This window comes from Nocardia cyriacigeorgica NBRC 100375, assembly GCF_000308555.1.
GTDB lineage: Bacteria > Actinomycetota > Actinomycetes > Mycobacteriales > Mycobacteriaceae > Nocardia > Nocardia cyriacigeorgica.
Window position 1 is genome coordinate 38,607 of record NZ_BAFY01000188.1, and the last position, 25,762, is coordinate 64,368.

At 68.4% G+C, this 25,762-nt stretch carries 31 protein-coding genes and 1 tRNA gene; 9 read left to right on the plus strand and 23 right to left on the minus strand.

Annotation, left to right across the window (positions count from 1 at the left end; translation table 11 throughout):
- Positions 1–395: 395 nt before the first annotated feature.
- From RJ05_RS18400 to RJ05_RS18410, 3 genes are all read right to left on the minus strand, one after another.
- Entirely contained in the window at positions 396–716 is a 321-nt protein-coding gene (locus tag RJ05_RS18400; RefSeq protein ID WP_051016710.1) for an NIPSNAP family protein, read from the minus strand.
- Positions 717–763: 47 nt separating this feature from the next.
- Positions 764–1,141, minus strand: coding sequence for a DUF4267 domain-containing protein (locus tag RJ05_RS18405; RefSeq protein WP_036538837.1), 378 nt, complete (start codon positions 1,139–1,141; stop codon positions 764–766).
- Between the two features lie 303 nt (positions 1,142–1,444).
- Positions 1,445–1,951, minus strand: coding sequence for a carboxymuconolactone decarboxylase family protein (locus RJ05_RS18410; protein ID WP_036538839.1), 507 nt, complete (start codon positions 1,949–1,951; stop codon positions 1,445–1,447).
- A 137-nt stretch (positions 1,952–2,088) separates the two neighbouring features.
- Here RJ05_RS18410 and RJ05_RS18415 point away from each other — a divergent pair, with 137 nt between their 5' ends.
- The gene (locus RJ05_RS18415) at positions 2,089–2,976 is read left to right on the plus strand and encodes a LysR family transcriptional regulator (RefSeq protein ID WP_036538840.1); all 888 of its coding nucleotides are present in this window, start codon (positions 2,089–2,091) and stop codon (positions 2,974–2,976) included.
- Between the two features lie 91 nt (positions 2,977–3,067).
- Here the strand turns inward: RJ05_RS18415 and RJ05_RS18420 are convergent.
- The 6 genes from RJ05_RS18420 to crcB (RJ05_RS18445) form a co-directional block, all read right to left on the minus strand.
- Positions 3,068–3,140 (minus strand) — tRNA-Ala (locus RJ05_RS18420).
- Between the two features lie 98 nt (positions 3,141–3,238).
- A complete protein-coding gene (locus RJ05_RS18425; protein ID WP_051016711.1) occupies positions 3,239–3,940 on the minus strand; it encodes a DsbA family protein in 702 nt (233 codons plus the stop codon).
- Positions 3,941–4,036: 96 nt separating this feature from the next.
- Positions 4,037–5,377 carry an MFS transporter gene (locus RJ05_RS18430; RefSeq protein WP_036538843.1) on the minus strand — a complete coding sequence of 447 codons (1,341 nt, stop codon included), beginning with the start codon at positions 5,375–5,377 and terminating at the stop codon, positions 4,037–4,039.
- A complete protein-coding gene (gene pgm, locus RJ05_RS18435; protein WP_036538907.1) occupies positions 5,367–7,007 on the minus strand; it encodes a phosphoglucomutase (alpha-D-glucose-1,6-bisphosphate-dependent) in 1,641 nt (546 codons plus the stop codon). Before pgm ends, RJ05_RS18430 begins: the two co-directional genes overlap by 11 nt.
- A gap of 47 nt (positions 7,008–7,054) precedes the next feature.
- The gene (crcB, locus tag RJ05_RS18440; protein ID WP_036538845.1) at positions 7,055–7,417 is read right to left on the minus strand and encodes a fluoride efflux transporter CrcB; all 363 of its coding nucleotides are present in this window, start codon (positions 7,415–7,417) and stop codon (positions 7,055–7,057) included.
- 103 nt (positions 7,418–7,520) lie between these two features.
- Positions 7,521–7,940 (minus strand): fluoride efflux transporter CrcB, encoded by a 420-nt coding sequence (crcB, locus tag RJ05_RS18445; RefSeq protein ID WP_036538909.1) that lies wholly within the window; start codon positions 7,938–7,940, stop codon positions 7,521–7,523.
- Positions 7,941–8,261: 321 nt separating this feature from the next.
- Here crcB (RJ05_RS18445) and RJ05_RS18450 point away from each other — a divergent pair, with 321 nt between their 5' ends.
- Positions 8,262–9,434: a lipase family protein gene (locus RJ05_RS18450; protein WP_036538846.1), complete on the plus strand. Its 1,173-nt coding sequence runs from the start codon at positions 8,262–8,264 to the stop codon at positions 9,432–9,434.
- Positions 9,435–9,642: 208 nt separating this feature from the next.
- On the opposite strand, the gene RJ05_RS18455 is transcribed toward RJ05_RS18450, so the two are convergent.
- Positions 9,643–11,142: an MFS transporter gene (locus RJ05_RS18455; protein WP_036538848.1), complete on the minus strand. Its 1,500-nt coding sequence runs from the start codon at positions 11,140–11,142 to the stop codon at positions 9,643–9,645.
- Positions 11,143–11,252: 110 nt separating this feature from the next.
- Between RJ05_RS18455 and RJ05_RS18460 the strand changes: the two genes are divergently transcribed.
- Both RJ05_RS18460 and RJ05_RS18465 read left to right on the plus strand, forming a co-directional pair.
- Positions 11,253–11,927: a TetR/AcrR family transcriptional regulator gene (locus RJ05_RS18460; RefSeq protein ID WP_249040580.1), complete on the plus strand. Its 675-nt coding sequence runs from the start codon at positions 11,253–11,255 to the stop codon at positions 11,925–11,927.
- A 66-nt stretch (positions 11,928–11,993) separates the two neighbouring features.
- Positions 11,994–13,292: a D-arabinono-1,4-lactone oxidase gene (locus RJ05_RS18465; RefSeq protein WP_036538850.1), complete on the plus strand. Its 1,299-nt coding sequence runs from the start codon at positions 11,994–11,996 to the stop codon at positions 13,290–13,292.
- Here the strand turns inward: RJ05_RS18465 and RJ05_RS18470 are convergent.
- Positions 13,259–13,858 (minus strand): hypothetical protein, encoded by a 600-nt coding sequence (locus RJ05_RS18470; RefSeq protein ID WP_036538851.1) that lies wholly within the window; start codon positions 13,856–13,858, stop codon positions 13,259–13,261. The two genes, RJ05_RS18465 and RJ05_RS18470, sit on opposite strands and share 34 nt — an antisense overlap.
- A gap of 225 nt (positions 13,859–14,083) precedes the next feature.
- Here RJ05_RS18470 and RJ05_RS18475 point away from each other — a divergent pair, with 225 nt between their 5' ends.
- A complete protein-coding gene (locus RJ05_RS18475; RefSeq protein ID WP_036538853.1) occupies positions 14,084–15,028 on the plus strand; it encodes an AraC family transcriptional regulator in 945 nt (314 codons plus the stop codon).
- A gap of 53 nt (positions 15,029–15,081) precedes the next feature.
- On the opposite strand, the gene RJ05_RS18480 is transcribed toward RJ05_RS18475, so the two are convergent.
- From RJ05_RS18480 to RJ05_RS18530, 11 genes are all read right to left on the minus strand, one after another.
- Complete coding sequence (locus RJ05_RS18480; protein WP_036538912.1) at positions 15,082–15,825, minus strand: SIR2 family NAD-dependent protein deacylase; 744 nt, start codon at positions 15,823–15,825, stop codon at positions 15,082–15,084.
- A gap of 184 nt (positions 15,826–16,009) precedes the next feature.
- Positions 16,010–16,576: an alkaline shock response membrane anchor protein AmaP gene (locus RJ05_RS18485; protein WP_232052409.1), complete on the minus strand. Its 567-nt coding sequence runs from the start codon at positions 16,574–16,576 to the stop codon at positions 16,010–16,012.
- A 5-nt stretch (positions 16,577–16,581) separates the two neighbouring features.
- On the minus strand, positions 16,582–17,121 hold the full coding sequence (locus RJ05_RS18490; RefSeq protein WP_036538856.1) for a DUF6286 domain-containing protein: 540 nt from the start codon (positions 17,119–17,121) through the stop codon (positions 16,582–16,584).
- Entirely contained in the window at positions 17,118–17,459 is a 342-nt protein-coding gene (locus tag RJ05_RS18495) for an Asp23/Gls24 family envelope stress response protein (protein ID WP_036538858.1), read from the minus strand. The genes RJ05_RS18490 and RJ05_RS18495 overlap by 4 nt, the downstream gene beginning before the upstream one ends.
- Positions 17,456–17,644, minus strand: a complete 189-nt coding sequence (locus RJ05_RS18500) for a hypothetical protein (protein ID WP_036538860.1) — start codon at positions 17,642–17,644, stop codon at positions 17,456–17,458. Before RJ05_RS18500 ends, RJ05_RS18495 begins: the two co-directional genes overlap by 4 nt.
- A gap of 33 nt (positions 17,645–17,677) precedes the next feature.
- Positions 17,678–18,163, minus strand: coding sequence for an Asp23/Gls24 family envelope stress response protein (locus tag RJ05_RS18505; protein WP_036538861.1), 486 nt, complete (start codon positions 18,161–18,163; stop codon positions 17,678–17,680).
- Between the two features lie 86 nt (positions 18,164–18,249).
- Complete coding sequence (locus RJ05_RS18510; protein WP_051016713.1) at positions 18,250–18,576, minus strand: hypothetical protein; 327 nt, start codon at positions 18,574–18,576, stop codon at positions 18,250–18,252.
- Positions 18,576–18,947: an Asp23/Gls24 family envelope stress response protein gene (locus RJ05_RS18515; protein WP_036538864.1), complete on the minus strand. Its 372-nt coding sequence runs from the start codon at positions 18,945–18,947 to the stop codon at positions 18,576–18,578. Before RJ05_RS18515 ends, RJ05_RS18510 begins: the two co-directional genes overlap by 1 nt.
- Entirely contained in the window at positions 18,944–19,564 is a 621-nt protein-coding gene (locus RJ05_RS18520; RefSeq protein WP_036538866.1) for a hypothetical protein, read from the minus strand. The genes RJ05_RS18515 and RJ05_RS18520 overlap by 4 nt, the downstream gene beginning before the upstream one ends.
- Entirely contained in the window at positions 19,555–20,115 is a 561-nt protein-coding gene (locus RJ05_RS18525) for an RNA polymerase sigma factor (protein ID WP_036538913.1), read from the minus strand. The genes RJ05_RS18520 and RJ05_RS18525 overlap by 10 nt, the downstream gene beginning before the upstream one ends.
- A 121-nt stretch (positions 20,116–20,236) precedes the next feature.
- The gene (locus tag RJ05_RS18530) at positions 20,237–21,436 is read right to left on the minus strand and encodes a PucR family transcriptional regulator (RefSeq protein ID WP_036538867.1); all 1,200 of its coding nucleotides are present in this window, start codon (positions 21,434–21,436) and stop codon (positions 20,237–20,239) included.
- A 551-nt stretch (positions 21,437–21,987) separates the two neighbouring features.
- Here RJ05_RS18530 and RJ05_RS18535 point away from each other — a divergent pair.
- From RJ05_RS18535 to RJ05_RS18540, 3 genes are all read left to right on the plus strand, one after another.
- Positions 21,988–22,974: a lipase family protein gene (locus RJ05_RS18535; RefSeq protein WP_249040581.1), complete on the plus strand. Its 987-nt coding sequence runs from the start codon at positions 21,988–21,990 to the stop codon at positions 22,972–22,974.
- A 250-nt stretch (positions 22,975–23,224) separates the two neighbouring features.
- Entirely contained in the window at positions 23,225–23,422 is a 198-nt protein-coding gene (locus RJ05_RS30080) for a hypothetical protein (protein WP_081597403.1), read from the plus strand.
- Positions 23,423–23,515: 93 nt separating this feature from the next.
- Complete coding sequence (locus RJ05_RS18540) at positions 23,516–24,094, plus strand: hypothetical protein (protein ID WP_036538869.1); 579 nt, start codon at positions 23,516–23,518, stop codon at positions 24,092–24,094.
- Between the two features lie 86 nt (positions 24,095–24,180).
- Here the strand turns inward: RJ05_RS18540 and RJ05_RS29440 are convergent, their stop codons facing one another.
- The gene (locus RJ05_RS29440; RefSeq protein WP_051016714.1) at positions 24,181–24,792 is read right to left on the minus strand and encodes a TetR family transcriptional regulator; all 612 of its coding nucleotides are present in this window, start codon (positions 24,790–24,792) and stop codon (positions 24,181–24,183) included.
- 111 nt (positions 24,793–24,903) lie between these two features.
- Here RJ05_RS29440 and RJ05_RS18550 point away from each other — a divergent pair, with 111 nt between their 5' ends.
- Positions 24,904–25,680 (plus strand): SDR family oxidoreductase, encoded by a 777-nt coding sequence (locus tag RJ05_RS18550; RefSeq protein WP_036538870.1) that lies wholly within the window; start codon positions 24,904–24,906, stop codon positions 25,678–25,680.
- Positions 25,681–25,762: the final 82 nt, after the last annotated feature.

Sequence of the window (25,762 nt, forward strand, 5' to 3'; positions counted from 1 at the left end):
TGGTGAATTCGGCACCGAGAAATCGACTGCGGACAGACAGGGGTGGGCCGCCCCTTTCCGAATGAATAGGCGGCACGAATATGTTTCGGAGGAATGGGCTTTCGGGCGAATCCTCAGCGATTCACCCTTCGACGATCCGGAAAGTTACCAGCAGATCCGGTGGCCCACCATCCGAGGGGAGGTGTCGTGATCCGCTTCATAATCCGCCCAGCACGGCTCTGATCCCAGACCGACTATTTGAGGAAATAGGTATAGAAATGCGCTGCGACGCAGTCACTTTCCGGCAACCGCGCCGCAGCCGAGAATTCATGTATCCCGAGAAAATTCACCACGCTCATTGATCGGTGCCGAAGGCTCTCGCTGCCTTGCCCGCGCTGACCCACACCATCCAGCCCCTAGAGCATCGGCGATCCGGGAGCCGGGGTGAGTTGGGTGGCGGTCACCTCGAGGATGTCGGCTGTGTCGAAGCCCTCCATATCGGAGCGCAGTTCCGGGCTGGCCAGATACCGTGCGGCGACGTCGGCCGGGTCGGCGTGGGCAGGATATGACAGCAACGCATACAGTCTCGGCACATCGGAGTCTTCGGTCCACAGGCCGTGGAGCCCGATGTCGAATGCCGGGAAGCTCGTCAGATGCCGGAGATAGTGCACGCTGCGATACCGTTCCAACGCATCCCACGTAGCGAGCGTGTACATCCTGAGCTGGTAGATCCTCATGGTCGCGTTCCTGTTCGGTGGTCTGAGCATGACTGCTGCGACGGACCTCAGGCGGTCAGCAACAGGACCGCGGCCACAAGCACCACCGCCGCGCTGGCGGCATGTACGCCGTAGGCTGCCGACTTCGGCCCCCTGCTGTGGAGCACGATCGCGGCGTCTCCGATCGGGATGAGGGCGAGCGCGAGCATCAGCCCGCCCAGCAGCGCGGGCGTGCCTGCAACGAGGAGGATGACGATACCCACCGCGCAGGCCATGTCTCGGACGCCCTTCACCCGCAGCCAGGCACGGAACGCCGGATCTCGAGTCGGCGAATTCGGGATTCCGAATCCGAGTGCGCCCTGCGGCGCCCAGTAGAAGCTCGTTCCCATGACGAAGACCGCGAGGGCGATCAGTGCGGCGAGTGCGCTGCCGATGATGGCTTGCATAACGTATTCCTTTGACCCGGTAGTGCGTTCAGCGCTGATCGGCAGCCCGGGTCCGCGGTGATCGACGTCATGTCCTGAATGTCGATACTCACCGGGCCTGCCTTTCAACAACTCTCGATCGGTTCGAGCTTGCTACCCGGGTTTTGGAAGAGACTTGGAGCGGACTTGGAAACGCTCGCCCGGCGGCCGACCGCCAGTGGGCGAAGCCCCGGATGAGGTGGGGGCTTCGCCCAGCATCGCGTTGACGGCATTCACACCGGTGCACCACGCGGGCAGGCGGCCGGCCGGCCGCACCGGAGCGCACTACGGGGTCGGCACGGGCGTCCACTGCCGAGACGGTGTCACCCCGGGCAGTGGCTTGCCGATCACCGCGAGCGGGATGTAGAAGTTGACCTCGCCGATCACCATTGCCAGCGTGGCGATCTCCCGATCGCTGTAGTGGCTCGATACCTGTTCGTAAAGGGCGTCGGAAACGCGCTCGGCCGAGGCCGAGGGTTGCAGCACCGCTTCGACCAGCGCCAGGGCGGCGCGCTCGGCGTCGGAGAAGTACGGCGAGGTCGGCCAGGTCGCGACCGCGGCGATCCGTTCCTCGGATTCGCCGTTATTCCGCAAGGCGGAGGTGTGCAGGACGGCCAGGTAGGTGCTGCCGACGATCTGCCCGGCACGCAGCTGCACCAATCCGATGGTGGCCGGGTCGATGGTGCCGGTACCGGTCACGCCGCGCAGTGCCGCGGCGATCTGGCCCATCTCCGGCACGAGTTGAACCGGATTCGGCATCCGGGAGACCCTCGTCTGTTCCGCGGTGGTCATTGACATGTTCCTTCCTCTCCGGCCGACAGCCGATCAATCGCTGTCGTGCCGGATCAACGATCGGCTCGCGCGGCTGGAGGAACAACGGCGAAGTGTGCAACGCTGCGTTAACCACTGTGTTGACAGACGAGGTAGACGTGGAGATTCGCGATATCGAGATCTTTCTGACGCTGGCGGAGGAACTTCATTTCGGTCGCACCGCTGCCCGGCTGCATATCTCGGTGGCCCGCGTGAGCCAGGCGATCAAGAAGCAAGAACGCGCGATCGGCGCTCTGCTGTTCGATCGTGACAACCGCAATGTCCGGCTGACCGCTGTCGGTGCGCGGCTGCGCGACGACCTCATTCCGGTCCGCGACGGTCTGCGCGCCGGTCTGCAACGGGCCAGGTTGTCCGCGATCGGCACGGGCGGCGCGCTCCGCGTGGGGTCGCTGCTGCTCAGCGGCTACGACCTCGAGCGGTACTGGGCCCGCTTCCGTGAGCGGCATCCGCAGTGGGAGATTCAACTGTCCTTCGCGCGGTTCGTCGATCCGTTCGCCGGCTTACGCCGAGGCGATATCGATGTCTTGATCGCCTGGTTGCCGGTCGAGGAGCCCGACCTCACGGTCGGACCCACCATCACGGTCGAGCGCCGGGTCCTGGGCGTTTCCGCGGACCACGCGTTGAGCACTCGACCGGCTGCCTCGGTGGGGATGTTGAGCGATTTCTGCCACCCGACCACAGAGTCGGCGCCGAAATACTGGGTGAACAGTTTCACCTCCGCGCGGGCGTCGCAGGAAGGGCGAACAGGGCGGACCCATATAGTCGCGAATACCGAGGATCTCGTTCATCTGACCGCGACGGGCGACATCGTCACCGTCCAGCCTCGTCATGCGGCCCGCTACTGGAATCGACCGGATCTGCGCTGGCTGCCGATCACCGACATGTCCCCACTCCGATATGCGCTCGTGTGGAAAACATCCACCGAAACCGATGCGATTCGAGAGTTCGCCGGCGTCGTGCGCGAACTCGGGCCGCGTTACGAGTAGCGCACTACCGGCCGCCGGTCGCGGATATCGTTCAGCCGTCGACCATGGAACGAGAAAAGGCCCGGCTCGAAAGCCGGACCTCTTATTCGAGTGGAGCTAAGGGGACTCGAACCCCTGACCCCCACACTGCCAGTGTGGTGCGCTACCAGCTGCGCCATAGCCCCGAGTGGTGTGCCGCCGGTGTTCCCCGGCTGCCTGAACGAAGTTACACCACGTGGGGACCGGGAACCAAATCGCCTCGATACGGGGGTTGAACGGCTGGTCAGGGGGTCAGGTCGGCGACCCAGTTCTGATTTCCGACGTCGATCTTGGTGGTGCCGTCGAAGACCGAGGGGGTGGCGGCGTCGTCGTCGAGGAGGGTGGTGAGATCGGCGTCGGCTTTCACGGCATTGATCTTCGCGGCCTCGATTCGGGCACCGGAGGTGATGCAGTCCACGGCGGCGGGGGTGGCGCCGGTTTCCCGGGCGAGGGCGGCCAGGTCGTCATTGCTGAGGTCGGAGCCGCCTTCGTCGGGCTGGCGGGTGGTGAACAGGGCGGCGTGGAAGTTGGCGTAGACGGGGCCGGAGCCGTCGGCGGCGACGCATTGCAGGGCCGCGATGGCGCGGGTGGAGTAGTCGCCGCTGGCGGATTTGTCGTCGAGGAAGTTGACGAAGCGGTACCGGATGGCGAGTGTGCCTTCGTCGAGCTTCTGGGCGATTTCCTGGCCGAAAATGTGCTCGAGCGCACCGCAGCCGGGGCACAGCGGGTCTTCGAAGACGTCGATGATCTTGGTCACGCCAGGGCGGCCGAGCACGATGGCCCCGTTGGGCTGCACGGCGGTCACCACCGCCGGATCGCGGACGGGGCCGTAGCCGTCGTTGCGGATCTCGGCGTCGTCGTCCATCCAGCGGTAGGCCAGGAAGACGAGCAACGCGATGAGGACCAAGGCGACCGCGCCCAGCGCATAGGTGGTCTTGCTGGACATGGGCCTGGGTGTGTAGTTCGACGGCGAAGTGCTCACCCGAACCACTTTGCCTCGAGTCGGGGCCGGAGGCTGCCGCACCCGCCGCACGGGCGAGCGCTATCGCCTGCCCTTCGCCTCACTGTCGGCGTGCACGACCTGCTCGACGGAGCTCGCCGCCACTCCCCCGCCCGGCCCGCCGTCGCAGGTACAGGGCGCCGCCAGCTGATCGGCTTCCTCGTCGACGGTCTCGATGCGCTTGTCCATCCGCACCTCGCCGCGCCGCATGGGCTCCGGCACCACCAGCCAGGCCACCGCGGCGACAGCCAGCAGCCCACCGGTGACGGCCAGCCCCACCCCGAAGTTCAACCGCTCGGCGATGAAACCGACAACGATCGGGCCGAGCACCGCGCCCAGGTCCGCCGACATCTGGAACCCGGCCAGCACCGGCCCGCCGCGCACCTTGGGGCCGATGATGTCGGCGACGGCCGCCTGCTGCGCCGGGGTGAACATGCCGGAACCGAGTCCGGCGACGAACGACGACACCAGCAGCCAGATCACGCCGGGCGCCACACCGAGGCCAGCGGTGCCGATCGCGCAGACGGTGGTGCCGATGATCAGGAACGGTTTGCGGCCGAAACGGTCGGAGAGTTGACCGGAGAAGAACAGCACCACGGCATTACCCGCGGCGAACACCGTCAACGCGACGCCCGCCATGCCGGCAGGCTGTTCCAGCACTTCGACCACCAGCAGCGGCACCAGTGCCATCCGCACGCCGAACACCGCCGCACCGTTGGCGAAGTTGGACCACAGCACAGCCCGATACTCCGATCGCGCCAGCCCGTCGCGGAAACTCATGCTCGCCGGCGTGGCCTCGGAGGTCTCCGGCGCCGCCAGGTGTGAGTTGCGCAAGTTGAAGTAGACGACGGCACAGGCGATGAGCAACGCGACCGCGTAGATCAGGAACGGCGCCCGCAACCCGAATTCGGCCAGCAGACCACCGATCAGCGGCCCGGCCAGCGAACCGATGAGAAAGCTCGTCGACCAGAGCCCGGAAATGCGGCCACGCTGGTCCGATGGTGACATCCGGATCAGCAGCGCCAGCGATGACACCGTGAACATGGTCGAGCCGATCCCGCCGGCCGAGCGCAGCACCAGCAGCTGCCAGTAGGTCTGCGCGAAGGCGCTGGCACCGGTGGACACCGCGACGATGAGCAGGCCGCTGGTGTAGACCCAGCGTTCGCCGAGTTTCTGCACCAGCCGCCCGCTCATGGGCGCGAACAGCAGCCGCATCAGGGCGAACGCGCTGACGATCGCCGAGGCCGCCGCGAACCCGACACCGAAGCTGCGCGCGTATTGCGGCAGCACGGGCGAGACGAGGCCGAATCCGATGGCGATGACGAACGCGGCCCCGACCAGGACCCAGATCTCGCGGGGTAGTGCTTTCGAACTAGCGGTCACTCGATAGAGCTTGCCCCACCAGTTCCTCGGCGGCCGCTTGCACCTGCTCTAGGTGCTCGGTTCCGTGGAACGACTCGGCGTAGATCTTGTATTTGTCCTCGGTGCCCGACGGACGCGCCGCGAACCACGCGTTCTCGGTGGTGACCTTCAACCCACCCAGCGGGGCGCCGTTGCCGCGGGCGCGGGTGAGCACCGCGGTGATCGGCTCGCCGGCGATCTCGGAGGCGCTCACCTGCTCCGGCGACAGCTCGGCCAGCAGCTTCTTCTGCTCGGCCGTCGCGGGGGCGTCGACGCGGGCGTAGGCGGGGCTGCCGTAGCGGCGCTCGAGTTCGACGTAGCGCGCCGACGGGCTCTGTCCGGTGACGGCGGTGATCTCCGCGGCCAGCAGAGCGAGCACGATGCCGTCCTTGTCGGTGGTCCAGACACTGCCGTCCATCCGCAGCAGCGACGCTCCCGCGCTCTCCTCACCGCCGAAAGCGAGGCTGCCGCTGAACAATCCGGGCACGAACCATTTGAAGCCGACCGGCACTTCGTGCACGTCACGGCCGAGCACGCCCACCACCCGATCGATCATCGACGAGGTGACCACCGTCTTGCCGATCTTGGTGAGCGCATCCCAGCCCATCCGGTTGGGCACCAGGTATTCGATGGCGACGGCGAGAAAATGATTGGGGTTCATCAGCCCGCCGTCCGGGGTGACGATGCCGTGACGGTCGGCGTCGGCGTCGTTGCCGGTGGAGATGTCGTAGTCGTCCTTGATCGACACCAGCGAGTTCATCGCGAACCGGGACGACGGGTCCATCCGGATCTTGCCGTCCGAATCCAGCGGCATGAACCGCCAGGTCGGGTCGACCAGCGGGTTGACCACCTCGAGCTCGAGGTCGTAGCGCTGGCCGATCTCCTCCCAGTAGTCGACGCTGGCCCCGCCCATCGGGTCGGCGCCGAGCCGAATGCCCGCGCCGCGGATGGCGTCGAGGTTGAGCACGCTCGGCAGGTCGGCGATGTAGTGGTCGAGGTAGTCGTAGCGCTGCACGGTGGACAGGGCCTGGGCGAGGGTGCCGTGTTTGACCTCGGCGAGGCCGCCGCGCAGCAGTTCGTTGGCGCGCTCGGCGATGGCGTCGGTGGCGACGGTGTCGGCGGGACCGCCGTGCGGCGGGTTGTACTTGATGCCGCCGTCGCGGGGCGGATTGTGCGAGGGGGTGACGACGATGCCGTCGGCCTGGTGCTTGGTGCCGCCGCGGTTGTGGCGCAGCACGGCATGGCTGAGCGCGGGCGTCGGGGTGTAGCGGTCGCGCGCATCGATCATGGCGGTGACGCCGTTGGCGGCGAGCACCTCGAGCACGGTGGTCCAGGCCGGCTCGGACAGCGCGTGGGTGTCGCGGGCCAGGTAGACCGGGCCGGTGATGCCGCGGGTGGCGCGGTACTCCACGATGGCCTGGGTGATGGCGAGGATGTGCGCTTCGTTGAAGGTGGTGTCCAGGCTGGACCCGCGATGCCCCGAGGTGCCGAACGAGACCAGCTGCGCCGGCTCGGCCGGGTCCGGGATGCGGGTGTAGTAGGCGGTCACCAGGCCGGGGACGTCCACCAGGTCACTCGGCCGCGCTGGCCGTCCGGCTCGATCGTGCGCCATGCTCGGATCTCCCTTCCGGGTCGGCTGTGCCCGGCTCGTCATCAGAATCATGTGAACAGCCATTCGGTCACGGACGCGGCGGCATACACCACGGCCAGGCAGGTCGCGACACTCAGCACGATGTTGCCGAGGGCGTAGCCGTACGCACCGTCGGACACCAATCTGATCGTCTCGTAGCCGAACGTGCTGAAAGTGGTCAGCGCACCGCAGAATCCGGTTCCCGCGCCCGCCAACAGCCAGCCGTTCGCCCCCGCCCCGATCAATGCACCGAGCAGCGCCGAACCGACAATGTTAACGGTCAACGTCCCCAATGGCAGCATCGAATCCGAACGGGCCGTGACGGCGCGGTCGATGAGGTATCGCGCAGGGGCGCCGAGCATTCCGCCGATCACGACCCAGACCGCCGTCATCGCGTCGCCTCCGGCCGCCGGACCTCGGCATCGATCGCCCACTGCCCCGCACCGCGGGACGTCCCGGTCATCGCTGACCCCCTTCCGTGCCGTTCACCATTGTTCACCGCACACTTCCAGTTACCCACCGCGCACCCGCCATCCCCGCGACCACCGCCGCCAGGCAGGTCACCATCGTGACGCCGAGATAGCCGAGCCCCACACCGACCGCACCCGATTCGAGCAGTGTACGAATCTCGGCACCGTAGGTGGAGAAGGTGGTGAATCCGCCGAGCACGCCGACACCGAGAAAGGGCCGTAGCAGTCTGTGGGCTACCCATACCTCGGTGACGAGAACCATCAGCACCCCCATCACGGCACAGCCGATCACGTTGACGGCGAACGTCGCCACCGGGAAGCCATCGGGCCGGGTCGGTAGCCAGACCGCGAAACCGTAGCGCGCCAGCGCACCGAGCCCGCCGCCCACCGCGACGACGAGCAGCACCTGCGGATCGGCGATCCGGGCTCCGGCCCGCGATGACACGTCCCCAACCTCCTGTCCCAGCCCGGTGAGCGGCCGCACCGGCGCGGCCGCGTCGACCGCCACGCTATCGGTAGCAACGGCACCGGCCGACGGCGCGGCTGCCCGGCCCGCGCCCGTCGTTGACACACCGACCGGCGCGCAGTACGAATCGACTGAGGTCTTCGCCGAAGACCGAACGCAGTCCACAGCCTCGTCTTGGAGCCGGTGATGGCGGCACCGCGGAGTTCACGAATACGGCGACGCCGGCACCGGTCCGAGCGCCACGCCGCACCCGAGCAAACATTGAGCATACGGCATGCTCCGGCGCGTCGGGCGAGTCCGGTGATTCGTCGTCTGGTGCTCGCACTCGCCATAGCATCGGTGCTGGCACTGGGCGATACCCTCCCCCCGACGATGACCGTCCACCCGGTGACCGAGGCCGAGACCTTCTACTCGGCACCCGCCGACCTCGGCGACTACCGGCCGGGAGAGGTGATTCGCAGCAGGCGGGTGACCGCGGCCGGATTCACCGGTACCACGGCCTGGCAGTTGGCATTCCGCAGCACGAATTCGCGCGGCGAGCCGATCGCCGCCGTCACCACCGTATTGCTGCCCACGAGTGCGGCTCCGGATCGCCCGCTGGTGTCCTATCAGCCGTTCGTCAACTCGCTCGGTACCCGATGCGCGCCATCGCATTCGCTGCAGGCAGGCACGCTGCGGGAAGCGCCTGCGGTGAATCTGCTGTTGGCACGCGGCTGGGCGGTGGCGGTACCCGATCACCTCGGTCCGGACAGTGCCTATGGCGCCGCACAATTGGGCGGGCGCATCACCCTGGACGGCATTCGCGCGGTCCGGCAGTTCGATTCGGTTCAGCTCGACGACAGTCCGGTGGCGTTGGCCGGTTACTCCGGTGGCGGTATGGCGACCGGGTTCGCGGCGGCCATGGCCCCGGATTACGCGCCAGAACTGCCCATCGCCGGGGCGGCGGCGGGTGGGGTACCGATGAATCTCGGTGCGCTGGCGCGCGATCTCGGAGACCGGCCGAATCCGATGTTCGGCCTCGGTTTCGCGGCGGCGGTCGGACTGGCACGCGAGTATCCGGCGGTCGACCTGGACAACTTCCTGAATCCCGCCGGCGCGGCACTGCTCGACAGCGTCGACGACGCCTGCATGGACGAGATCGTCCGGGCCGCGGCTGGCCTGGCCACCGATGACGTGTTCACCGAACCGCCCACCGAAGATCACGCCGCCGCACCGATTCTGCGGGACAACAGCCTGGAGACCTTCGATGGCGTACCCACCACTCCCCTGTACCTCTGGCACGGTACCGCCGACTTGATCTCGGAGGAACCCATGCGGCGGACGGCCGAACGCTATTGCGCCGCGGGCACGCCGGTGCAGCTGGATCTACTCGACGGTGCCGATCATTCCGCCGCTGTCCTACCGGGCGCCTTGCGGGCACTCGACTATCTCGAAGGTCGCTTCGCCGGTACGCCGCCACCGCGGAACTGCTGAGTTCACGGCGCTGCCGCGAACTGTCGAATTCCGCGGCCGCGGCACCATGCCCCAGCCCGGCGAGGCCTCCGCCGACGGGGCACCACCGCACCGGAGCCGGTGGGCCATCCACCGGCCGTCCAGCGCCGTCAGCGAGAGCCAGGCCGATACGGAACCGCCGCCCGCCGAGCCGGAAGCTCGACGGGCGGCGGTACTTTCGCGACGGTGATCAGTGCGCGAGCACCAGCTCCCCTTCGGCAGGCGCGGGGGCGGTATTGGGCAGCAGCACGCCCGTCACCACCGCACCGATGACGAAGATCGCGGTGGCCCACCAGAAACTGGTGGTGTAGCTCTCGATCGCCGACTGCGCGACGGTCAACTGATCCGGTGTCCGACCGACCATGTAGTCACTGGCCGCCGAGGCCGCGATGGTGCTCAGCAGCGCGGTGCCGATCGAGCCGCCGACCTGTTGGCTGGTGTTGATCGTCGCCGAGGCGACACCGGCGTCCTCGTGGTGCACGCCGGCGGTCGCGCCCTGGAACGCCGTTGCCATGGCACCACCCAGGCCGAGGCCCATCAGGATCAGGCCGGGCAGGATGTGGGTGGTGTAGCCGGTGTCGAGCCCGATCCGGGTCAGCCACGCCATACCGGCCGCGGCGATCAGGAACCCGGCGCTGACCACGATCTTCGGGCCGAGCTTCGGCAGCAGCAGCGACGGCGTCGTGGTCGAGGACACGATCATCGCGGCCACCATCGGCAGGAAGGCTACACCGGTGGTGATCGGCGAGTATCCCAGGGTGAGCTGCATGTAGTAGGTCAGGAACAGGAAGATCGCGAACATTCCGATGCCCATGACGAAGACGGTCAAAAATGATCCGCCCCTGGTGCGGTCGAGCACGACGCGCAGCGGCAGCAGTGGGTTCGCGACCCGGGTCTCCAGCCAGACGAAGACCGCCAGCAGGGCCGCGCCGCCGATCAAGAAGGCCAGGGTGACCGGGTTGGTCCAGCCGTCGGTCTCGGCGTGCGAGAAGCCGTACACGATGCCGAACAGTGCCGCGGTGACGACGACGGTGCCGGGGATATCGAGCTTGGGCCGTTCGGTGACCGTGTGCTTGGCCAGCAGCAGCACCGCGCCCACCAGCGCGACGGCGGCGAAGGCCAGGTTCACGAACATCACCCAGCGCCAGGAGGCCCACTCGGTGAGCACGCCGCCGAGCAGCAGGCCGATGGCGCCGCCGGTGCCCGCGACCGCGCCGAAGATGCCGAAGGCCTTGGCCCGTTCGGATGGTTCGGTGAAGGTGACCGTCAGCAGCGACAGCGCCGCGGGCGCGAGCAGCGCGCCGAAAACACCCTGGCCGATGCGGGCCGCGACCAGCATCTCGAAGTTGGTGGCCGCGCCGCCGATCGCGGACGCCACCGAGAAGCCGATCAGGCCGACGATGAAGGTGTTGCGCCTGCCGAACAGGTCGCTGAGCCGGCCACCCAGTAGCAGCAAGCTACCGAAGGCCAGCGCGTAGCCGGTGATGACCCATTGCCGGTCGGCATCACCGAAGCCCAGGTCTCGTTGCGCCTCGGGCAGCGCGATGTTCACCACGGTCGCGTCGAGCACGACCATGAGCTGGGCGACGCCGAGGACGGCGAGCACCCACCAGCGCAGCGCGTGCGAGCCACGCCTGCCTGACGTCGGTTTCTGCTGCGGGTCCGGCCCGCGTTCGATGGTGGTGGTCACGTCGCCCCTCGTTGAATATTAAACGGAGATGGTTCCTCCGGTTAGCTGAACGCTACCACAGTAACGGAGGAAGCGCCTCCACTTAATCCCGTCGCTGATAGCATGGTGATGTGAATCCCGCCACGACCATGCCTCCGACCCGGCGTTTGCGAGCCGACGCCGCACGCAATCAGCAGCGCATCGTCGAGGCCGCCCGCCAGTTGTTCGCCGATCACGGTCTCGAGATCACCCTCGATGACGTCGCCGAGCGCGCGGGTGTCGGCGTCGGCACGGTCTACCGTCGTTTCGCGAACAAGAAGGAACTCATCTCCGAGGTCTTCCAGCAGCACCTCGACGAATTCGCCGAGACCGCCGAGGAATGCGCCCGCCACCCCGATCCATGGCAGGGCCTGGTCGAGTTCTTCGAGTACGCGTGCAGGCACATGGCGACCAATCGCGGGTTCAGCGAGGTCATGCTGGAGCTCGAGGACGATCTCGAGCAGTTCGCGCGGGTGCGCGACCGGATCAGGCCGACCGTCGCCCACATCGTCGACCGCGCCCGTGATGCCGGCGTGATCCAGCCCGACGTGGTGGCCTCGGATTTCTTCGCGATGGTGCACATGGTCGACGGGATCGCCGAGTTCGCCCGCCCGGTCAACGATCAGGTGTGGCGGCGCTATATGGCGCTCGCACTCAACGGCGTGCGTACCGAACTCGTACCACGCCAGCAGTCGTCGGTGCCGCCGCTCGACGACGACGAGGTCGAGTGCGCCAAGACCGCCCGGTGCACGGGCCGGCGGCGCTGACGCCACTCCCCGGCAAACAACAACGCGGGTAGCGCAGGTCACACCCGATCCCTTACAGTTGGACATGTGACCAATTCGTGGATGAACTGGGCCGGCGATCAGCAGTGCACGCCGGCGTCCGTCGCGGCTCCGCGCAACCGCAATGAACTGGCCGACCTACTCGGCCAGGCCGCCGACGCCGGACGACAGGTTCGCGTCGCAGGCTCGGGACATTCGTTCACCGATATCTGCCTGACCGACGGGCTGCTGCTGGACCTGTCGCGGATGAACCGGGTGCTCGACGTCGACCGCGCCAGCGGCCTGGCCAGGGTCGAGGCCGGACTCACCCTGCACGCCGCGAGCCCGGCACTGCACAACCACGGACTGGCCTTCCCCAACCTCGGCGATATCGACGCCCAGACCATCGCCGGAGCCACCGCCACGGCGACCCACGGCACCGGGGCCACCCTGCAAAACCTCTCGGCCGCAGTGCATTCGGTGGAGTTGATGCGCCCGGACGGCAGCGTCGTCGAGCTGAACGAACAGTCCGATCCGGACGGCTGGCGGGCGGCACGAGTCAATCTCGGCGCACTCGGCGTGGTCACCGCGATGACGTTGCGGCTGGTTCCCTCGTTCGTGCTGGAGGGCATCGAGCGGCCGGTTCCGGTCGAGGAAGTGCTCGACGATCTGGACACCTATGTCGAGGGCAACGACCATTTCGAGTTCTACATGTTCGCGCACAGCCCGCTGGCCATGACCAAGCGCAACAACCGGGTCGATCTCGCCGAACAGCCTCGGCCGCAGCTGGTGGACTGGTTCGCCGACATCCTGATGTCGAACTACACCTTCGACGCGCTGTGCAGGCTCGGCCGCAGGCAGCCGCGGCTGGTGCCGTGGATCCATCGCGGTGCCGCCTACGCGGGCAGCTACCGCCGTCAGGTGGACCGGTCCTACCGGGTGTTCGCCTCGCCGCGCCTGATCCGCTTCACCGAGATGGAATACGCCATTCCGCGCGAACATTCGGCCGAGGCCATTCGCGCGATCAAAGAGCTGTCCACCCGCTTCGACACCCCGATGCCGATCGAGGTGCGCTGGGTCGCGCCCGATGACGCGTTCCTCTCACCCGCAGGCGGCCGCGACACCTGCTACATCGCCGTGCACATGTACCAGGGCATGGATTACGAGCCGTATTTCCGGGCCTGCGAAGCGGTATTCGACCGGTTCGACGGCCGCCCGCACTGGGGCAAACGTCATTTCCAGACCGCGCGGACGTTGCGCGGCAGATACCCGGAGTGGGATCGCTTCGCCGAGGTTCGCCGCCGTTTCGACCCGAAGGGCGTGTTCGCCAACGACTATCTCGATCGCGTGCTCGGCCCGATCGGCTGACGTCGCGGCGGTATGAGGTGCATCGTCGCCCATCCGGACGGCTTGGCCCTGGTGCTGCCGAAGGTGGTGAAGGTGGTGGGCAGCACGGCCGGCTCGGGCATCCGGCGCCGTAGCTGTGCGGGTTCGCCGACCCGGACGACATCGCAGGGCCCGGCGAACGCACACGCCCGTCCGCATTCCAGGTGCCAGCCGAACGGCATCAGGTGCACGCGTTCGCCGCGTTCCTCCAGTCGTTCGGCGATCTCCTCGACGAGATCGAGGGTGTCGGCCAGATGCGCGAGCAGATCCGGTCCGGACATCGCGGCGCGACCGGCACCGCTGGGTAGCACCGGAGAACCGTTGATGACCACGTAGGCCGCCGCACTCTGCGTGATCATCGCCTGGATCGCCCGGACGACCTCGCCCGAGGGCCCGCGCTCACCCGGCTCGACATAGATGTGCAGCAGTAAGCAGTCGTGGAAGGTGCGCGCCAGCGCGACCGACGCCGGCGCGAGCTCGACAGCGCAGGGCCCGGGATCGACCGGCGTGTATTCGAAACAGTGCCAACGACTACTGAGAATCTTCACCCATACCCCTACCGCGCGACCCTCTTCGCCCTTCGGACGCCGGACAGACGAAAATGTAGTGATGCCGGAACCCGCGCGGTTGTCGCCGAACGCACGAACTTTGCGCCCCGGCGCAGATCCACCCGCGCGACTCGGCCCGAAACCGCACGACGACGACCTATCCTCGGCTCCACGGGCGAGACAGCCGAGGCCCGGTCCACACACGGCACGAGAACGGAGTCTGTGATGGCAGGTGAGGCGGTGGTCGAGGAGGCGTCGACGGCGGACGTCGACCCGCGTGAACGTGTCGACTACTGGGCCGAGCTGGTCGATGCCTTCCAGGGTGTGCGCTTGAACTACGAGTTCGGCTCCGCCACCGATTTCTTCGGCCGGATCCGGCGCCACCGCACCGACACCTACCAGATCGTCGGCCGTGAATCCGATCCGATCGTCTACACCCGCGCGGCCACCCATATCCGCGCCGACCCCGATGACGACTACCGGCTGGTCATGCCGCTCACCGGACGTTTCGACCTGAGCAGCGACGACCGTACCGGCTCATTGCAGCCCGGGATGGGCAGTCTGATCACCATCAATCGGCCGCTGTCGTTCACCGCGTGCAGCGGCACCCACGGGCTGATCATGACCATTCCGCGACGCGAGATCGAGCATCGGCTCAACCGCGCCGAACCTCCCGCGCGGCCCTTGGACCTGAGCAGCGGGCTCGGCCGGGTGGCCGCGACCATGCTCACCGGACTGTACGAGGAAGCCGGTGCGCTCACCGCGACCCAGTTCGACGCCGTGGCCGAACGGCTGGTCGATCTGATCTGCATGCTGGCCCTCGGCTCGGTACCGACCACGAACAGTCACCTCGGCGAGGTCGAATCGACGGTGCGGCGCTACATTCGCCGCCACGCCGGCAATCCCGACCTGTCCAGCGCGCAGATCGCGCGGGCCCTCGGCTGGTCGGTGCGCCAGGTGCAGCTCGCCCTCCAGCAAGCAGGCACCACGCCGCGCGAACTCATCCGGGAAGAGCGGCTCCAGCTGGCACATGCCCGCCTGCGCAACCCGGCCTACCGGCACACCAGCGTCACCGATATCGCCCTCGGACTCGGTTTCGGCTCGGTGAGTAGTTTCAGCACCGCCTTCCGGCAGCGCTTCGGATCGACGCCGAGCAGCGTTCGCGAATAGCGTTCCGATACCCGAAAATGCTCGGCGGCAACGCTTTCCACGCGCGAAGGGAATTAGTAGCCGAGAACGCGCGCGACGAGATCGGGGACGGCCGTGCCGATGGGTTCGCGGATGACCTCGGTGGCGATGCGGTCGTAGGGCGTCGGCTCGGCATTGACGATGATCAGGTCGGCGCCGTTGTCCACCGCGAGCGCACACAGTGAGGCGGCAGGCTCCACCTGCAACGAGGTGCCGATCGCGATGAACAGATCGGCAGACTCCGCGGTGATCGTCGCCTTCAGCATGGTGCGCGGTTCCATCGCCTGCCCGAACATCACCGTGCCCGCCTTGAGGATGCCACCGCACCGCGGGCACGGCGGATCGTCTTCACCGGCGGCGACTCGCTCGAGCGTCGCGGCCATCGTCGAGGTGTAGTCGCAGTCGACGCAGACGACGTCGAACATATTGCCGTGGATCTCGATCACCCGGCTCGGCGAGGATCCGGCGCGCTGATGCAGCCGATCGACGTTCTGGGTGATGATGGTGAGGGCGCGGGCCCGTTCGAGCTCGACCAGCGCGGTATGCGCGGCATTGGGCCTTGCCTGCCAGGCCGGATTGTCGCGGCGGGCCAGCCAGGAGCGGCGGCGCAGGTCACGGTCGGCGATGTAGTTGTCGTAGGTCGACAGCAGTTCCGCGATCGGGTCCTCGGTCCACACTCCACGCGGCCCACGGAAATCCGGGATGCCGGAATCGGTGGAGATTCCGGCGCCGGTGAGCACCGCGATCCGGCCGGGGCGGGTGTGCCAGTCCGCGGTCACGGCAGGCTCCGTATCGTCGGCGAACACTGCATATCGTCAGGCTATCGGGCACAACGTCCGGCGCCGCGCTCCGGCCCGCCGCACCCTCCGGCCTGCCGCACCGCGGCCGCCGCCCGCCCCAGCCGCAGAACCACCGCCGACCCCACCACCGCGCACATCGAGCCCGAACGTCACGTCCCGCGAGTCAGCGCAGCTGTGGCTTCTTGCCTGCATCGGCGAAGCCCAGCTCCAAGCTCACCGGGATGGATTCGAGCTCGAGCGCCTGCCGCAGCCGAGGCACGGCCTCGTCGAGGATGCGCCGACGCAACTGCCCGATCTCGGCGTGCGGTTCCGCGGTGACGGTGAGGTGCAGTTCCGGCGCCCACCGGGTACCGGTCAGCCAGGCCGAGGCCGAACGCACATCGTCGAAGGCCTCGATGTCGTCGGCCACCGGGGCCGCTGCCGTCGCGGAGGCCATCACCGTCGTTCCGGCCGAGCCGTCGGCGTCGAATCGCCAGGTCTGCGATTTCGGCATCCGGAAGATCTGCGCGAGCAGCCAACGCAGGCACAGCAACCCGAGAACGACCGCGCCGGCGATCACCGCCCAGAACACCCAGGTGGGTGGGGCGGCGGTGCCCGGCACCAGCGTCGAGTCCTGGTCGACCCAGTGCAGCTGCCCGTAGTAGGCGGCTACCGCGTAGCCGCCGGCTGCCAGGCAGAGCAGTCCGGTCAGCCCGATCAGCACGCGATTCACGGCGGCGGGACGATTCACCTTGCTCAACGGAGACCTCCGGCTTCGGGTGCGTGCAGTTTCGCCTTCACCCTTTTCACCGGGCGGCCGAGTTGATGCACGCGGTCGGTGACCGTCGCACAGATCGCGTCGGCCAACCCGGCGTTGTCGTGCCGGTCGGTGCGCGCGATCACCGTGACGGTGTCGCGGCGCACCTTCACCCGCGCCGAGGTGACGCCGTCGACCCGGCCCGCACTGCTGCGCAACAACGTTCGCAGCCCCGACCGGCTGACGCCGGCCTGGATGCCGTCGTCGGGCCCGGTCAACGGCAGCACCTTCGCCCGCCCCGGCAGCAGCGCGATCACCAGCAGTACCACCCCGATGAGCAGGGCGACGATGCCGCCGATCAGCACCGGCAGCTCGTTCCAGGTGATGCCGTGCAGCTCGCCAGCCACCGAATCGTACGAGACGTACTCCTTGGTGCCGGTCAACCGCTGCACTAGCGACACCGTTACCGCGACGCACGCCGCCAGCACCACCACCGCGATGACGATGGCCGGCCAGGTGCGCCGCGGCCTGCGGATCATCGAACCCTCCCGGCCGCGGCGGCCTCGGTGGTCAGTTCCGGAACGACGATGTCGACCTTCGAGACCTTGATGCCGGTCAACTCGGCGGTGCGCTCGCGCAGATGCGCCCGGCACTGCTCGGTCACCCGGCCCACCGGCTGCGGGTAGCGCACCGGAAGCCGAACCGCCAGCGCGGTCCGGTCACCGGAGACGGTGGCGTCGACCTTGACCCCGCGATCCACCCCTGGCACTTCGCAGGCGGCATGCGCGGCGATCCGGCGCACCGCCCGTTCGCTGACGGTGGTCCGGCCGGGCAACTCGACTCCGGCCGCGTCGGCACCGACCGCGGCCGTCGTCATCGCCTGCCCTTGTCCTGGGCGGACCGGACCAGCGCGGCGAGATCGAGCTCGCCGTCGAGCCACCGCCCGATCACCAGGCCGAGCGCGGCGAACACCAGCACGGTCAGGAACGCGCCGAATCCGCCGAAGGCGGCGGCGAACCCGAGCGCGATCCCGATGGCCAGCCCTATCGTTGTGGCGTTCACATTCGACTCCTCTTCGCTGGGTCCGGTCGCCGGTTACTGCACGCGCGCGGGCGGTGCGTCGGCGTCGTCGTCATCGCCGGGGATGTAGACATCGTTGACGTTGATGTTGACCTCGACCACATGCAGTCCGGTCATCTGCTCGATCGCGGTGATCACATTGCGGCGCACCGCGCGCGCGACTTCGGCGATGGCGACGCCGTATTCGACGACGATCTCCAGATCGACCGCGGCCTGGGTCTCGCCGACCTCGACCGAAACACCCTGCCCGATACTGGCCGAGGCACCGGGGATGCGATCGCGGATGGTGCCGAAGGCGCGGGCGGCGCTACCGCCGAGGTTGTGCACGCCGCGCACCTCGCGGGCGGCCAGTCCGGCGACCTTCTGCACGACGATGTCGGAGATCGTAGTGCTGCCGAGATCGGTGACCAGGGCGTGATCCTTTTTGGCCGGGGCCTTTTCAGCGCCGGTGGTCTCGCCGGCCGTGCTGTTGGAGGTGGTCTTGTCGGTGGTGGCGGTCATCGGTGTTCCTCCTGATTCCTTTGGGATGCAGCGGATTCGGTCCCGCACTTGTTCGACACCCGGGCGGGGCCGTCGTCACGGGGTCATCATGTGACCTGACCCACAGTTCCTTCCTCGGTGAAAGCGGCCGCGTCGAGCTCGGTGACCACCAGTCGCAGCGTGGCCCGCTCCCATGGAGTACCCGCCAGGACCGGGACAATCGCCTTCCCCGCCAGATCGAGCAGTGGCGGCAGCGGCAACACCGCGGCGACGACCCGCACCTGTACCGCGCCCTCGGTGAGATCGACGGCGTACTTGCGGGCGTCCCACGGCCACCAGGTCGCGTTCTCCCGCACGATCGGCGTCGCGGGCCGCAGCCCGGTGATGCCCTCGACCGCCCCGATGATCTTGTCGATGACGTCCTCTGCTGCCATCACCGCGGCTCCGGTTCGATATCGAGGATCGACACCACGACCTCGTCCACGTCCTGCCCGGTCTGCTCACGCACTCGCTGGGCGACCGTCCGCTGGACCGCGCGTCCGACCTCACCCGCGTTCCGGTCGCCTGCGATCACCACGTCCACCTGCACCACCAGCCGTCCCAGCTCCGTGCGACGCGCCCGCACGCCTTCCGAGGGCGCCGGATCGGTGCCGAGCCAGCGTTGCCTGCCCGCCCGCATCAGCGTGGTCACCAGACCACGCACGCCCGGCTCCAACCGCACCACCCCGGGAGTGGACAGGGCGGCATGCGCGGCGACCGCCGCCAGCACGGGCGGATCGACCTGTACCGCCACCGCACCCGTCACCGCTGATCACCTCCGGATTCGTCCGCGGAATCCACCGACCGTCCCTCGTAGACGTCGGCGATCGTCAGATCCAGCCGGTGCAGGGCCAGGCCGATGCGCGCGGGCAACGCCGCGCTGATGCGTTCGCGGACGATCGGCATCAGCTCGGCGACCGGTGTCGGCCCGAAGCGGACCGCGACCGACAGCTCGACATCGACCAGGTACTCGCCACCGTCACCGATCCCGGCCGGCCGCACCCGGCAGCGACGCGCGCGAACGCCGGGCACCGAATCGGCGGCATACCGCAGCACCGTGCTGACGGCCTGCTCGCTCACCTCCACCGCGCCGGGCTCGGGCGTCGGCAGGTCGAGGGTGCGGCCACGACGCACCTCGGCGCGCACCGCCGACATGATCCGTCCCACCAGATCCGGCGGAGGCGCTTCGGGTTCCTCGATCATCTGCCTGGTCGCGGCACGCAAGGCCAGCAGACTGTCCCGGGCGGCCGCGCAATGCGGGCAGTTCAGCTCATGCGCGTCGGCCCGGCCGGCCTCGATCGCGTCGAGCCGGTCCCACACCTGCTCCAGTGCGCGCCCGCACGGCAGGACATAGTCCTGCTCGGTGGTCTCGTTCACCGCCATGGCTTCATCACCTCGGACAGTTGGGCTCGTGCGCGGGCGATGCGCCCGCGGACCGCGGTTGTGTTCGCGCCGACGATGTCTCCGATCTCCTCATACGACAGGCCGTGCACTTCGCGCAGCAGCCAGCAGGCCCGTTGTTCGGGCGTCAAATCCTGTAGCGCCACGTTGAGCGCCTCGAGCTGGGTATTCACCTGGGTGGCGTGTTCGGGCTGGATATCCGAGCGCGGCGATTCGGTCAGATCCAGATCCGCCTCGACGTGCGGGCGCCGGGCCCGGATGACGTTGAGGCAGCGGTTGGTCGTCATCCGGTACAGCCAGCCGACGAACGCCGCGTCATCGTTGAGCTGAGCCAATCGCCGCCACGCCGCGAGGAAGACCTCCTGCACCACGTCCTCGGCTTCGGCGCGGTCGGCCAGCATCTTCGACGCGAGCCGGAACATCTGCCCCTGATGGCGCAGCACCAGCTGTTCGTAGGCCCGGACATCGCCGTCCTTGGACCTGCTGACCAGGGTCACATCGTCCGGCACGGTCGTCGTCTCGGTCGCGGTCACACCCACCTCCTCCGCCGCTCCTGTGTTGGACACCCGGACATGGGCAATCGTCACGGCCGATTATCCCGTGATCGTGCTCACAGCGGTGGAGGTGCGGATTCCGGGCGATCCGGCCGCCCCGTCAGCCGGCCCGGACAACGGTGAGCGCGGCGGCGAGCATCCGGGTGCCGGCGGGATCGGCAGGGTCGAGGCCGGTGAGTTCGGCGATGCGGCGCAACCGGTAGCTGAAGGTATTGGGGTGGACGTGCACCTCGGCGGCGGCGGTCTTGCGGTCGGTGCCGTGTCGCAGGTAGGCGTCCAGGGCGGCGAGCAGATGTGGCCGGGTCGACAGCGGCGCGATGCGTTCGGCCAGGCGGTCGCGCGCCCGGCCAGGACGGGTCAGCTGATACTCGAGCAACAGATCGTCGAGGCGGTAGCTCCCGGCGGGGCGGCCGAGGGCGCGGGCCAGCTCGGCGAGTTCGGTGGCCTCACGAGCCACGGCGGGCAGGGCGGCGCGGGCGACCTCGCCGCCGTCCGCCACGAAGACGGCGGTCTCGAAACGCTGTGCCGTGGTCGCCGTGACCTGCTCGGCGTGCTGATGCGGGCCGCCGGGCAGCAGCACCACGCCCGAGGTGCCGTCGAAGGTGTGCAGCGCGGCGCGGCCGACGACGTCATCGAGGATCGACTGCAGGACCCGGACCCGGCGCCGGGCCATCAGCGTCGCCACCGGCGGCGGGTGCTGCTCGGACGATACCCGCAGCGCGAGCACGTGATAGTGCTCGTCCAACGCGATATCGGCGCGCGCGGCCGGCTCCGCGACCGGAAGTCCGTGTAGCAGAGCCGAACACAGCGCACGCCGGGCTTCGCGGTCGGGCTGGAACACCGACTGCTCCACCTCCGAATACCCTTCGTACACCACGAGATTGATGCGGCGCAGCAGATCCAGCAGGTGCGCGCCGAAGGTGACCAGATCGTCCAACTCCTCCGGCGCCGCCGAGCGCGCCGATTCCAGGAGCAGTTGCTGAGCCGAGCCGTGAACCGCATCGATCAGCAGCCGCAACGGAATCCGTTCCTCGGCATGGCGGCGCACCACCGGAGCGACGTAGCGCGCGAGCTCGGCGTCGCTGAATTCCCGTTGCTCGCGCAGGGCACGCAGGAACCCACGGCCGCAGTCGAGGATGGCAGGCACCACCTCCCGGAAATGGCCGTCGGGCAGGTCCGCGATGGGCGGTGTCGAACCGAGCCCGGCCGCGAGCATCCGGTCGGCGATGGCGGGCAGCCCGCGACCGATTCGGTCCAGGATCGGAGCGTCTCCGGATAGTGAGGGCAGAGCGGCGGCCATGCGGCGAATTGTCGGGCACACCTAACTCATCGGCAATTCCTCCGGTCACAGCGACGTCCCGGCACGGGAAAATCGTCTCCGGACACAAGACTCGCGACGGGAGTTGGTGGCCGCGGCGTAGTGACGGCTGTGCCGCCACGGATCTAGATTTGCCCGGTCGGCGCGATCTCGCCGCGGGAGGACGAGCAGTATGAGTACCGAGGCGGCGCTACCTGCCAGGGGTGCGGGGCACCGCCGAGCCCGCGGATACGCGGGCTCGGCGGATCCTTATCAGTGCTCGGATCCGCCGCTGCGCGTCGAACACGATCCGTTCTGCGTACCGCCGCCGGATACCCTCGCCGCCGAGCCGGGGACCGTGATCCGTTCTCGCGCAGTGCGGGTGGCATGGTTCGGCCGGATTCCGCAGCGCGTGCAGGCGTGGCAGCTGCTGTATCGGACCGCCGATCGGCAGGGCGCGGCCGAAGTCGCGCTGACCACCGTGCTGCTGCCCCACGGCGCCGATCCCGCAGTCGCTCGCCCTCTGGTGTCGTTCCCAATGCGCGATCGACGCGGTGGCCTCGAATTGTTTTCCGTCGTACGCGTTGCGGCGTGGAGCCCGCGTACTCGGGGCGATCCCCCAGCTCGAATACCCGCTCATCGCATACGCTCTCGCGCGTGGATGGGCCGTCTCCGTACCCGACCACGAGGGGATGCGTGGTCACTTCGGCGCCGGTCGCGAACCCGGCTATCGCACGCTCGACGGGATCCGCGCGGCACTGTCGTTCGCGCCGCTCGGCCTCTCGGCGGGCACACCGGTCGGCCTCTGGGGCTATTCCGGTGGCGGGCTGGCGACAGCGTGGGCGGCCGAGGTGGCCGCAGGCTACGCACCCGAGATCAACCTCGTCGGCGCGGTCGCCGGATCACCCGTCGGCGACCCGGCGGCAGCGTTCGTACGGTTGAACGCCAGCGCGTATGCCGGCTTCGCCGCGGTCTACACCGCCGGAGTGCGGCGCGCCTACCCCGAACTTGCGCCGATGCTCGCCGATCGGCTGTATCCGCGTTATCTGCGGCTGCTCGTCGAGGCCGAGTCGCGCACGACCTTCGCGCTGCTGGCGCGTTTCGCCGGGCGCAGCATCGACCGGCACAGCGATGGCGGTATCGCCGAACTGGTCCGATTACCGCAGTTGCGGACGATTTTCGATGACATCCGTCCCGGCGCCACCGCCCCGGAGATCCCGATGCTGATCCTGCAAGCGATCCCGGACGAGGTCATCGCCGCCGCCGATGTGGACGCGCTCGTCGCCCGTTATCGCGCGGCCGGCGCGGAGGTGCACTACCTGCGCGATCGCCTCGCCCTGCATCTACCGCTGGAATTCCTGGGCGCGCCGACGATGGCGGACTGGCTCGGTGACCGCTTCGCCGGGCTTGCCCGCTCCGCGCCCACCACTACCGACGTCTGGTCGGTTGCCGGGACCCGCAGCTCGGCTCGGGAACTGTGCCGATTCGCCGGCCAGATCCTGCGGATGCTCACCGCCCGTCCGATCGCTCACCAGCGCTGATCGCGGATCCGGCGGGTACGCCCAGCTCGCCTCGGCGTGACGGTTGTCTCGTTGTTTGCTGCGTGCCATCGACGGTGTTGCCGGGTCGTTATCGGTAGACCGCCCATGAGGGCGAGCAAACGCCGAGAAAGGCTCGATCATGGCATTGCGACGAGCGAACCACCCGGACAAACCGCAGATCGCGGCACATAACGGACACCGCTCAGGCGATAACGGTTTGATTGCTGGACGGTCTGGGTATTCCCCGGTCATGACAGCATTGCGCCACCGACCCGCCCGGATCGTCGGCATGGAATGGGGCACCGCACTGCTGGCCATCGCCACCTGCCTCATCTTCACCGCCGGCATCGCCGCCCTCACCGGAACCCTGAGCACCGCCATCCCCGCCACCGTCGCCCTCGCCATCGGACTGTTGTTCACCCTGCGTGCCCTGCGGCCCACGAGCTGATCGCCGCCGCACATCGCGCAGACCGTGAGCGGCGCTCGCTCACTCACCGCCGGTGGCGATAGGCCTCGCCCAGCCGCTCGTAGGCTGTGATCCATGCCGCAGTCGAGCACGCCGTGGTCCCGCCTCTCGCAGGCGCAGGCAGGCCTGCCCGCGAAGGGTTTCGGCGGATCGCCCGACACTGCGGCGCCGTCGAACGGGCACGCGCACGATCGCGCGGCCGGCCCGCACTCTGGCTCAGCACCCACTCACTCCACCCTGCTGCTCGGCGGAACGGCGACGGTGATCGCGCTGCTGGCCGTCGTCATCGCCTTGTTCACCGGCCACCGCACGCCAAGCACACCCGCACCCGAAGTCGATCCTCCGCGAGTCACATCGGCGCAGGCACCCAGTGCGGCCGCGCCGGTACCCGCACCTACTCCCAGTACGCAGGGGCGGTCCGTCGCCGTCGGCCGCGTCGCCGCAACCGACGGCACAACCTTGCAGGTCGAAAGCCTTTTCGGCACAACGACAACCGTGCACACAACGCCGTCGACAAAGGTGCACGTCCTGTTCGGCTCCCGGGTGGCCGATATCTCCGCAGGCGCCGTCATCGCCGCCTACGGTGATAAACACCCCGACGGCTCCATTACCGCCACCTACCTGGCCGGGGCCGGACTCGATTTGACGCGGTGAGGCCGGGCGTCGTCTCGATTCTGCGGCGATGCCGTTCCGGAGCGACAACCCTGGCATACCGAGACGGAACGGGCGTCGAAGAGGGCTCAGGACCGTTCGAAGCGGATCACCGACAGCGCCGAGGCGGCCAGACTCGGGGCGTTGACCGGGCCCGACGGATCGTCCGGATCGCAGGTGACCCAGTGCTCCAACGTCACCGTCAGGGCGCCGATCAGGGTATGTGACAGCAGACGGGCTTCCAAGCTCGTCGGGTCCACTCCGGCTCGTGCACCGATGACGGGACGCAGTTCGTCGGCGAGGTCGTTGGCCGCGACCATCCACCGCGCCCGGATACCCGGCACCGAGGTGAGCAGAACGAAAAGTTCACGGGTGGGCACGATGTGGGCGTACCGATCCTGGCGGAACGCCTCGACGAATGCCGCGTGCACCGCGGTTTCCACCGGCTCGTCCGCGGGCCTGGCGGCCAGGTAGCCGACGAAGTCACGGATACCGGCGATGACGATCGGGGTGAGGGTGTCCTCTTTGGCCTCGCAATGGCGGTAGAAGGTGCGCACCGAGATTCCGGCGGCGCGCGCGATGTCGTCGACGGACGTCGCGTCGAACCCGCGGTCGAGGAACAGCCGAGCGGCGGCCGCCGCGATATCCAGCCGGACCGCCTGCCGCCGCCGGTCGGTCAGCGACAGCTCCTGATCGATCACATGCCCTCCTCGATGTGTCTTGACACACACTAGCACCGTGGCACAAACTGGCGTCCTGTCACAGATGCGCATTTGACTCGCGCATTCACCCCCGCCACGAAAGGGCCGACAATGCCCCGCACCTTCCTGATCACGGGCAGCGCCTCCGGCATCGGCGCCGCAACCAGCGACTACCTACGCGATCAAGGGATACGCGTGATCGGCGCGGACCTCCGCGGAGCAGACATCACCGTCGACCTCGCCACTGAAGCAGGCCGCAGCGAACTCGCCGAGCGTGCCCGCGAGCTCTCCGATGGCCGGCTCGACGGCGTGATCGCGTGCGCGGGAATCGCCCTGTTCGATCCGCTGACCATCCAGGTCAACTACTTCGGTGCGGTCGCTACCCTCGCCGGACTGCGGCCCCTCCTCGCCGCGGGCACCGATCCCCGGGCCGTCGTGATCTCGTCGGTGGCCTCCCTGCACCCCACCGACACCGAGACCGTCGACGCCGCACTGGCAGGCGACGAGCAAGCCGCCGTGAAGGCCGCGCGGGCGGCGATCGAACGCGGTGACGGCGCCCAGATCTACGCGTCGTCGAAGGCCGCGATCGCCCGCTGGGTGCGGCGAACAGCCATCACACCCGACTGGGCGGGCGCCGGAATCGCGTTGAACGCCATTGCCCCCGGCACCATCGTGACCCCGATGATCCAGCCCATGCTCGACACCGAGGAGGGCCGCCGAGCCATCGACGGCGCCGTCCCCATGCCACTGCACGGCCACGCCCGGCCCGAACAGATCGCCCCACTGCTCGGCTTCCTCACCTCCCCCGCCAACTCCCACATCACCGGTCAGGTGGTGTTCGTCGACGGTGGCGCGGATGCGGTGCTACGCGGCGAGCAGACCTGGTAGCCGACGGCGACGAGCGATGAATTCGGCGGGCCGAGGAGGTCTACACCTACAGCCGGATGTGTGGACCCGTCAGGGAGGATCT

Coding starts and splice junctions, on each gene's coding strand:
- RJ05_RS18495 (WP_036538858.1), bottom strand. CDS start 17,459: ATGACGACGGCCGCGGTCGGTGCCGACGCGGCCGGAGTCGAGTTGCCC.
- RJ05_RS18520 (WP_036538866.1), bottom strand. CDS start 19,564: ATGGCGGTGAACGAGACCACCGAGCAGGACTATGTCCTGCCGTGCGGG.
- pgm (WP_036538907.1), bottom strand. CDS start 7,007: ATGGCGCACGATCGAGCCGGACGGCCAGCGCGGCCGAGTGACCTGGTG.
- RJ05_RS18490 (WP_036538856.1), bottom strand. CDS start 17,121: ATGATCCGCAGGCCGCGGCGCACCTGGCCGGCCATCGTCATCGCGGTG.
- RJ05_RS18405 (WP_036538837.1), bottom strand. CDS start 1,141: ATGCAAGCCATCATCGGCAGCGCACTCGCCGCACTGATCGCCCTCGCG.
- RJ05_RS18530 (WP_036538867.1), bottom strand. CDS start 21,436: ATGGCCGCCGCTCTGCCCTCACTATCCGGAGACGCTCCGATCCTGGAC.
- RJ05_RS30080 (WP_081597403.1), top strand. CDS start 23,225: ATGACAGCATTGCGCCACCGACCCGCCCGGATCGTCGGCATGGAATGG.
- RJ05_RS18540 (WP_036538869.1), top strand. CDS start 23,516: ATGCCGCAGTCGAGCACGCCGTGGTCCCGCCTCTCGCAGGCGCAGGCA.
- RJ05_RS18475 (WP_036538853.1), top strand. CDS start 14,084: ATGGCAGGTGAGGCGGTGGTCGAGGAGGCGTCGACGGCGGACGTCGAC.
- RJ05_RS18400 (WP_051016710.1), bottom strand. CDS start 716: ATGAGGATCTACCAGCTCAGGATGTACACGCTCGCTACGTGGGATGCG.
- RJ05_RS18410 (WP_036538839.1), bottom strand. CDS start 1,951: ATGACCACCGCGGAACAGACGAGGGTCTCCCGGATGCCGAATCCGGTT.
- RJ05_RS18505 (WP_036538861.1), bottom strand. CDS start 18,163: ATGACCGCCACCACCGACAAGACCACCTCCAACAGCACGGCCGGCGAG.
- RJ05_RS18550 (WP_036538870.1), top strand. CDS start 24,904: ATGCCCCGCACCTTCCTGATCACGGGCAGCGCCTCCGGCATCGGCGCC.
- RJ05_RS18510 (WP_051016713.1), bottom strand. CDS start 18,576: ATGGCAGCAGAGGACGTCATCGACAAGATCATCGGGGCGGTCGAGGGC.
- crcB (WP_036538845.1), bottom strand. CDS start 7,417: ATGACGGCGGTCTGGGTCGTGATCGGCGGAATGCTCGGCGCCCCTGCG.
- RJ05_RS18425 (WP_051016711.1), bottom strand. CDS start 3,940: ATGTCCAGCAAGACCACCTATGCGCTGGGCGCGGTCGCCTTGGTCCTC.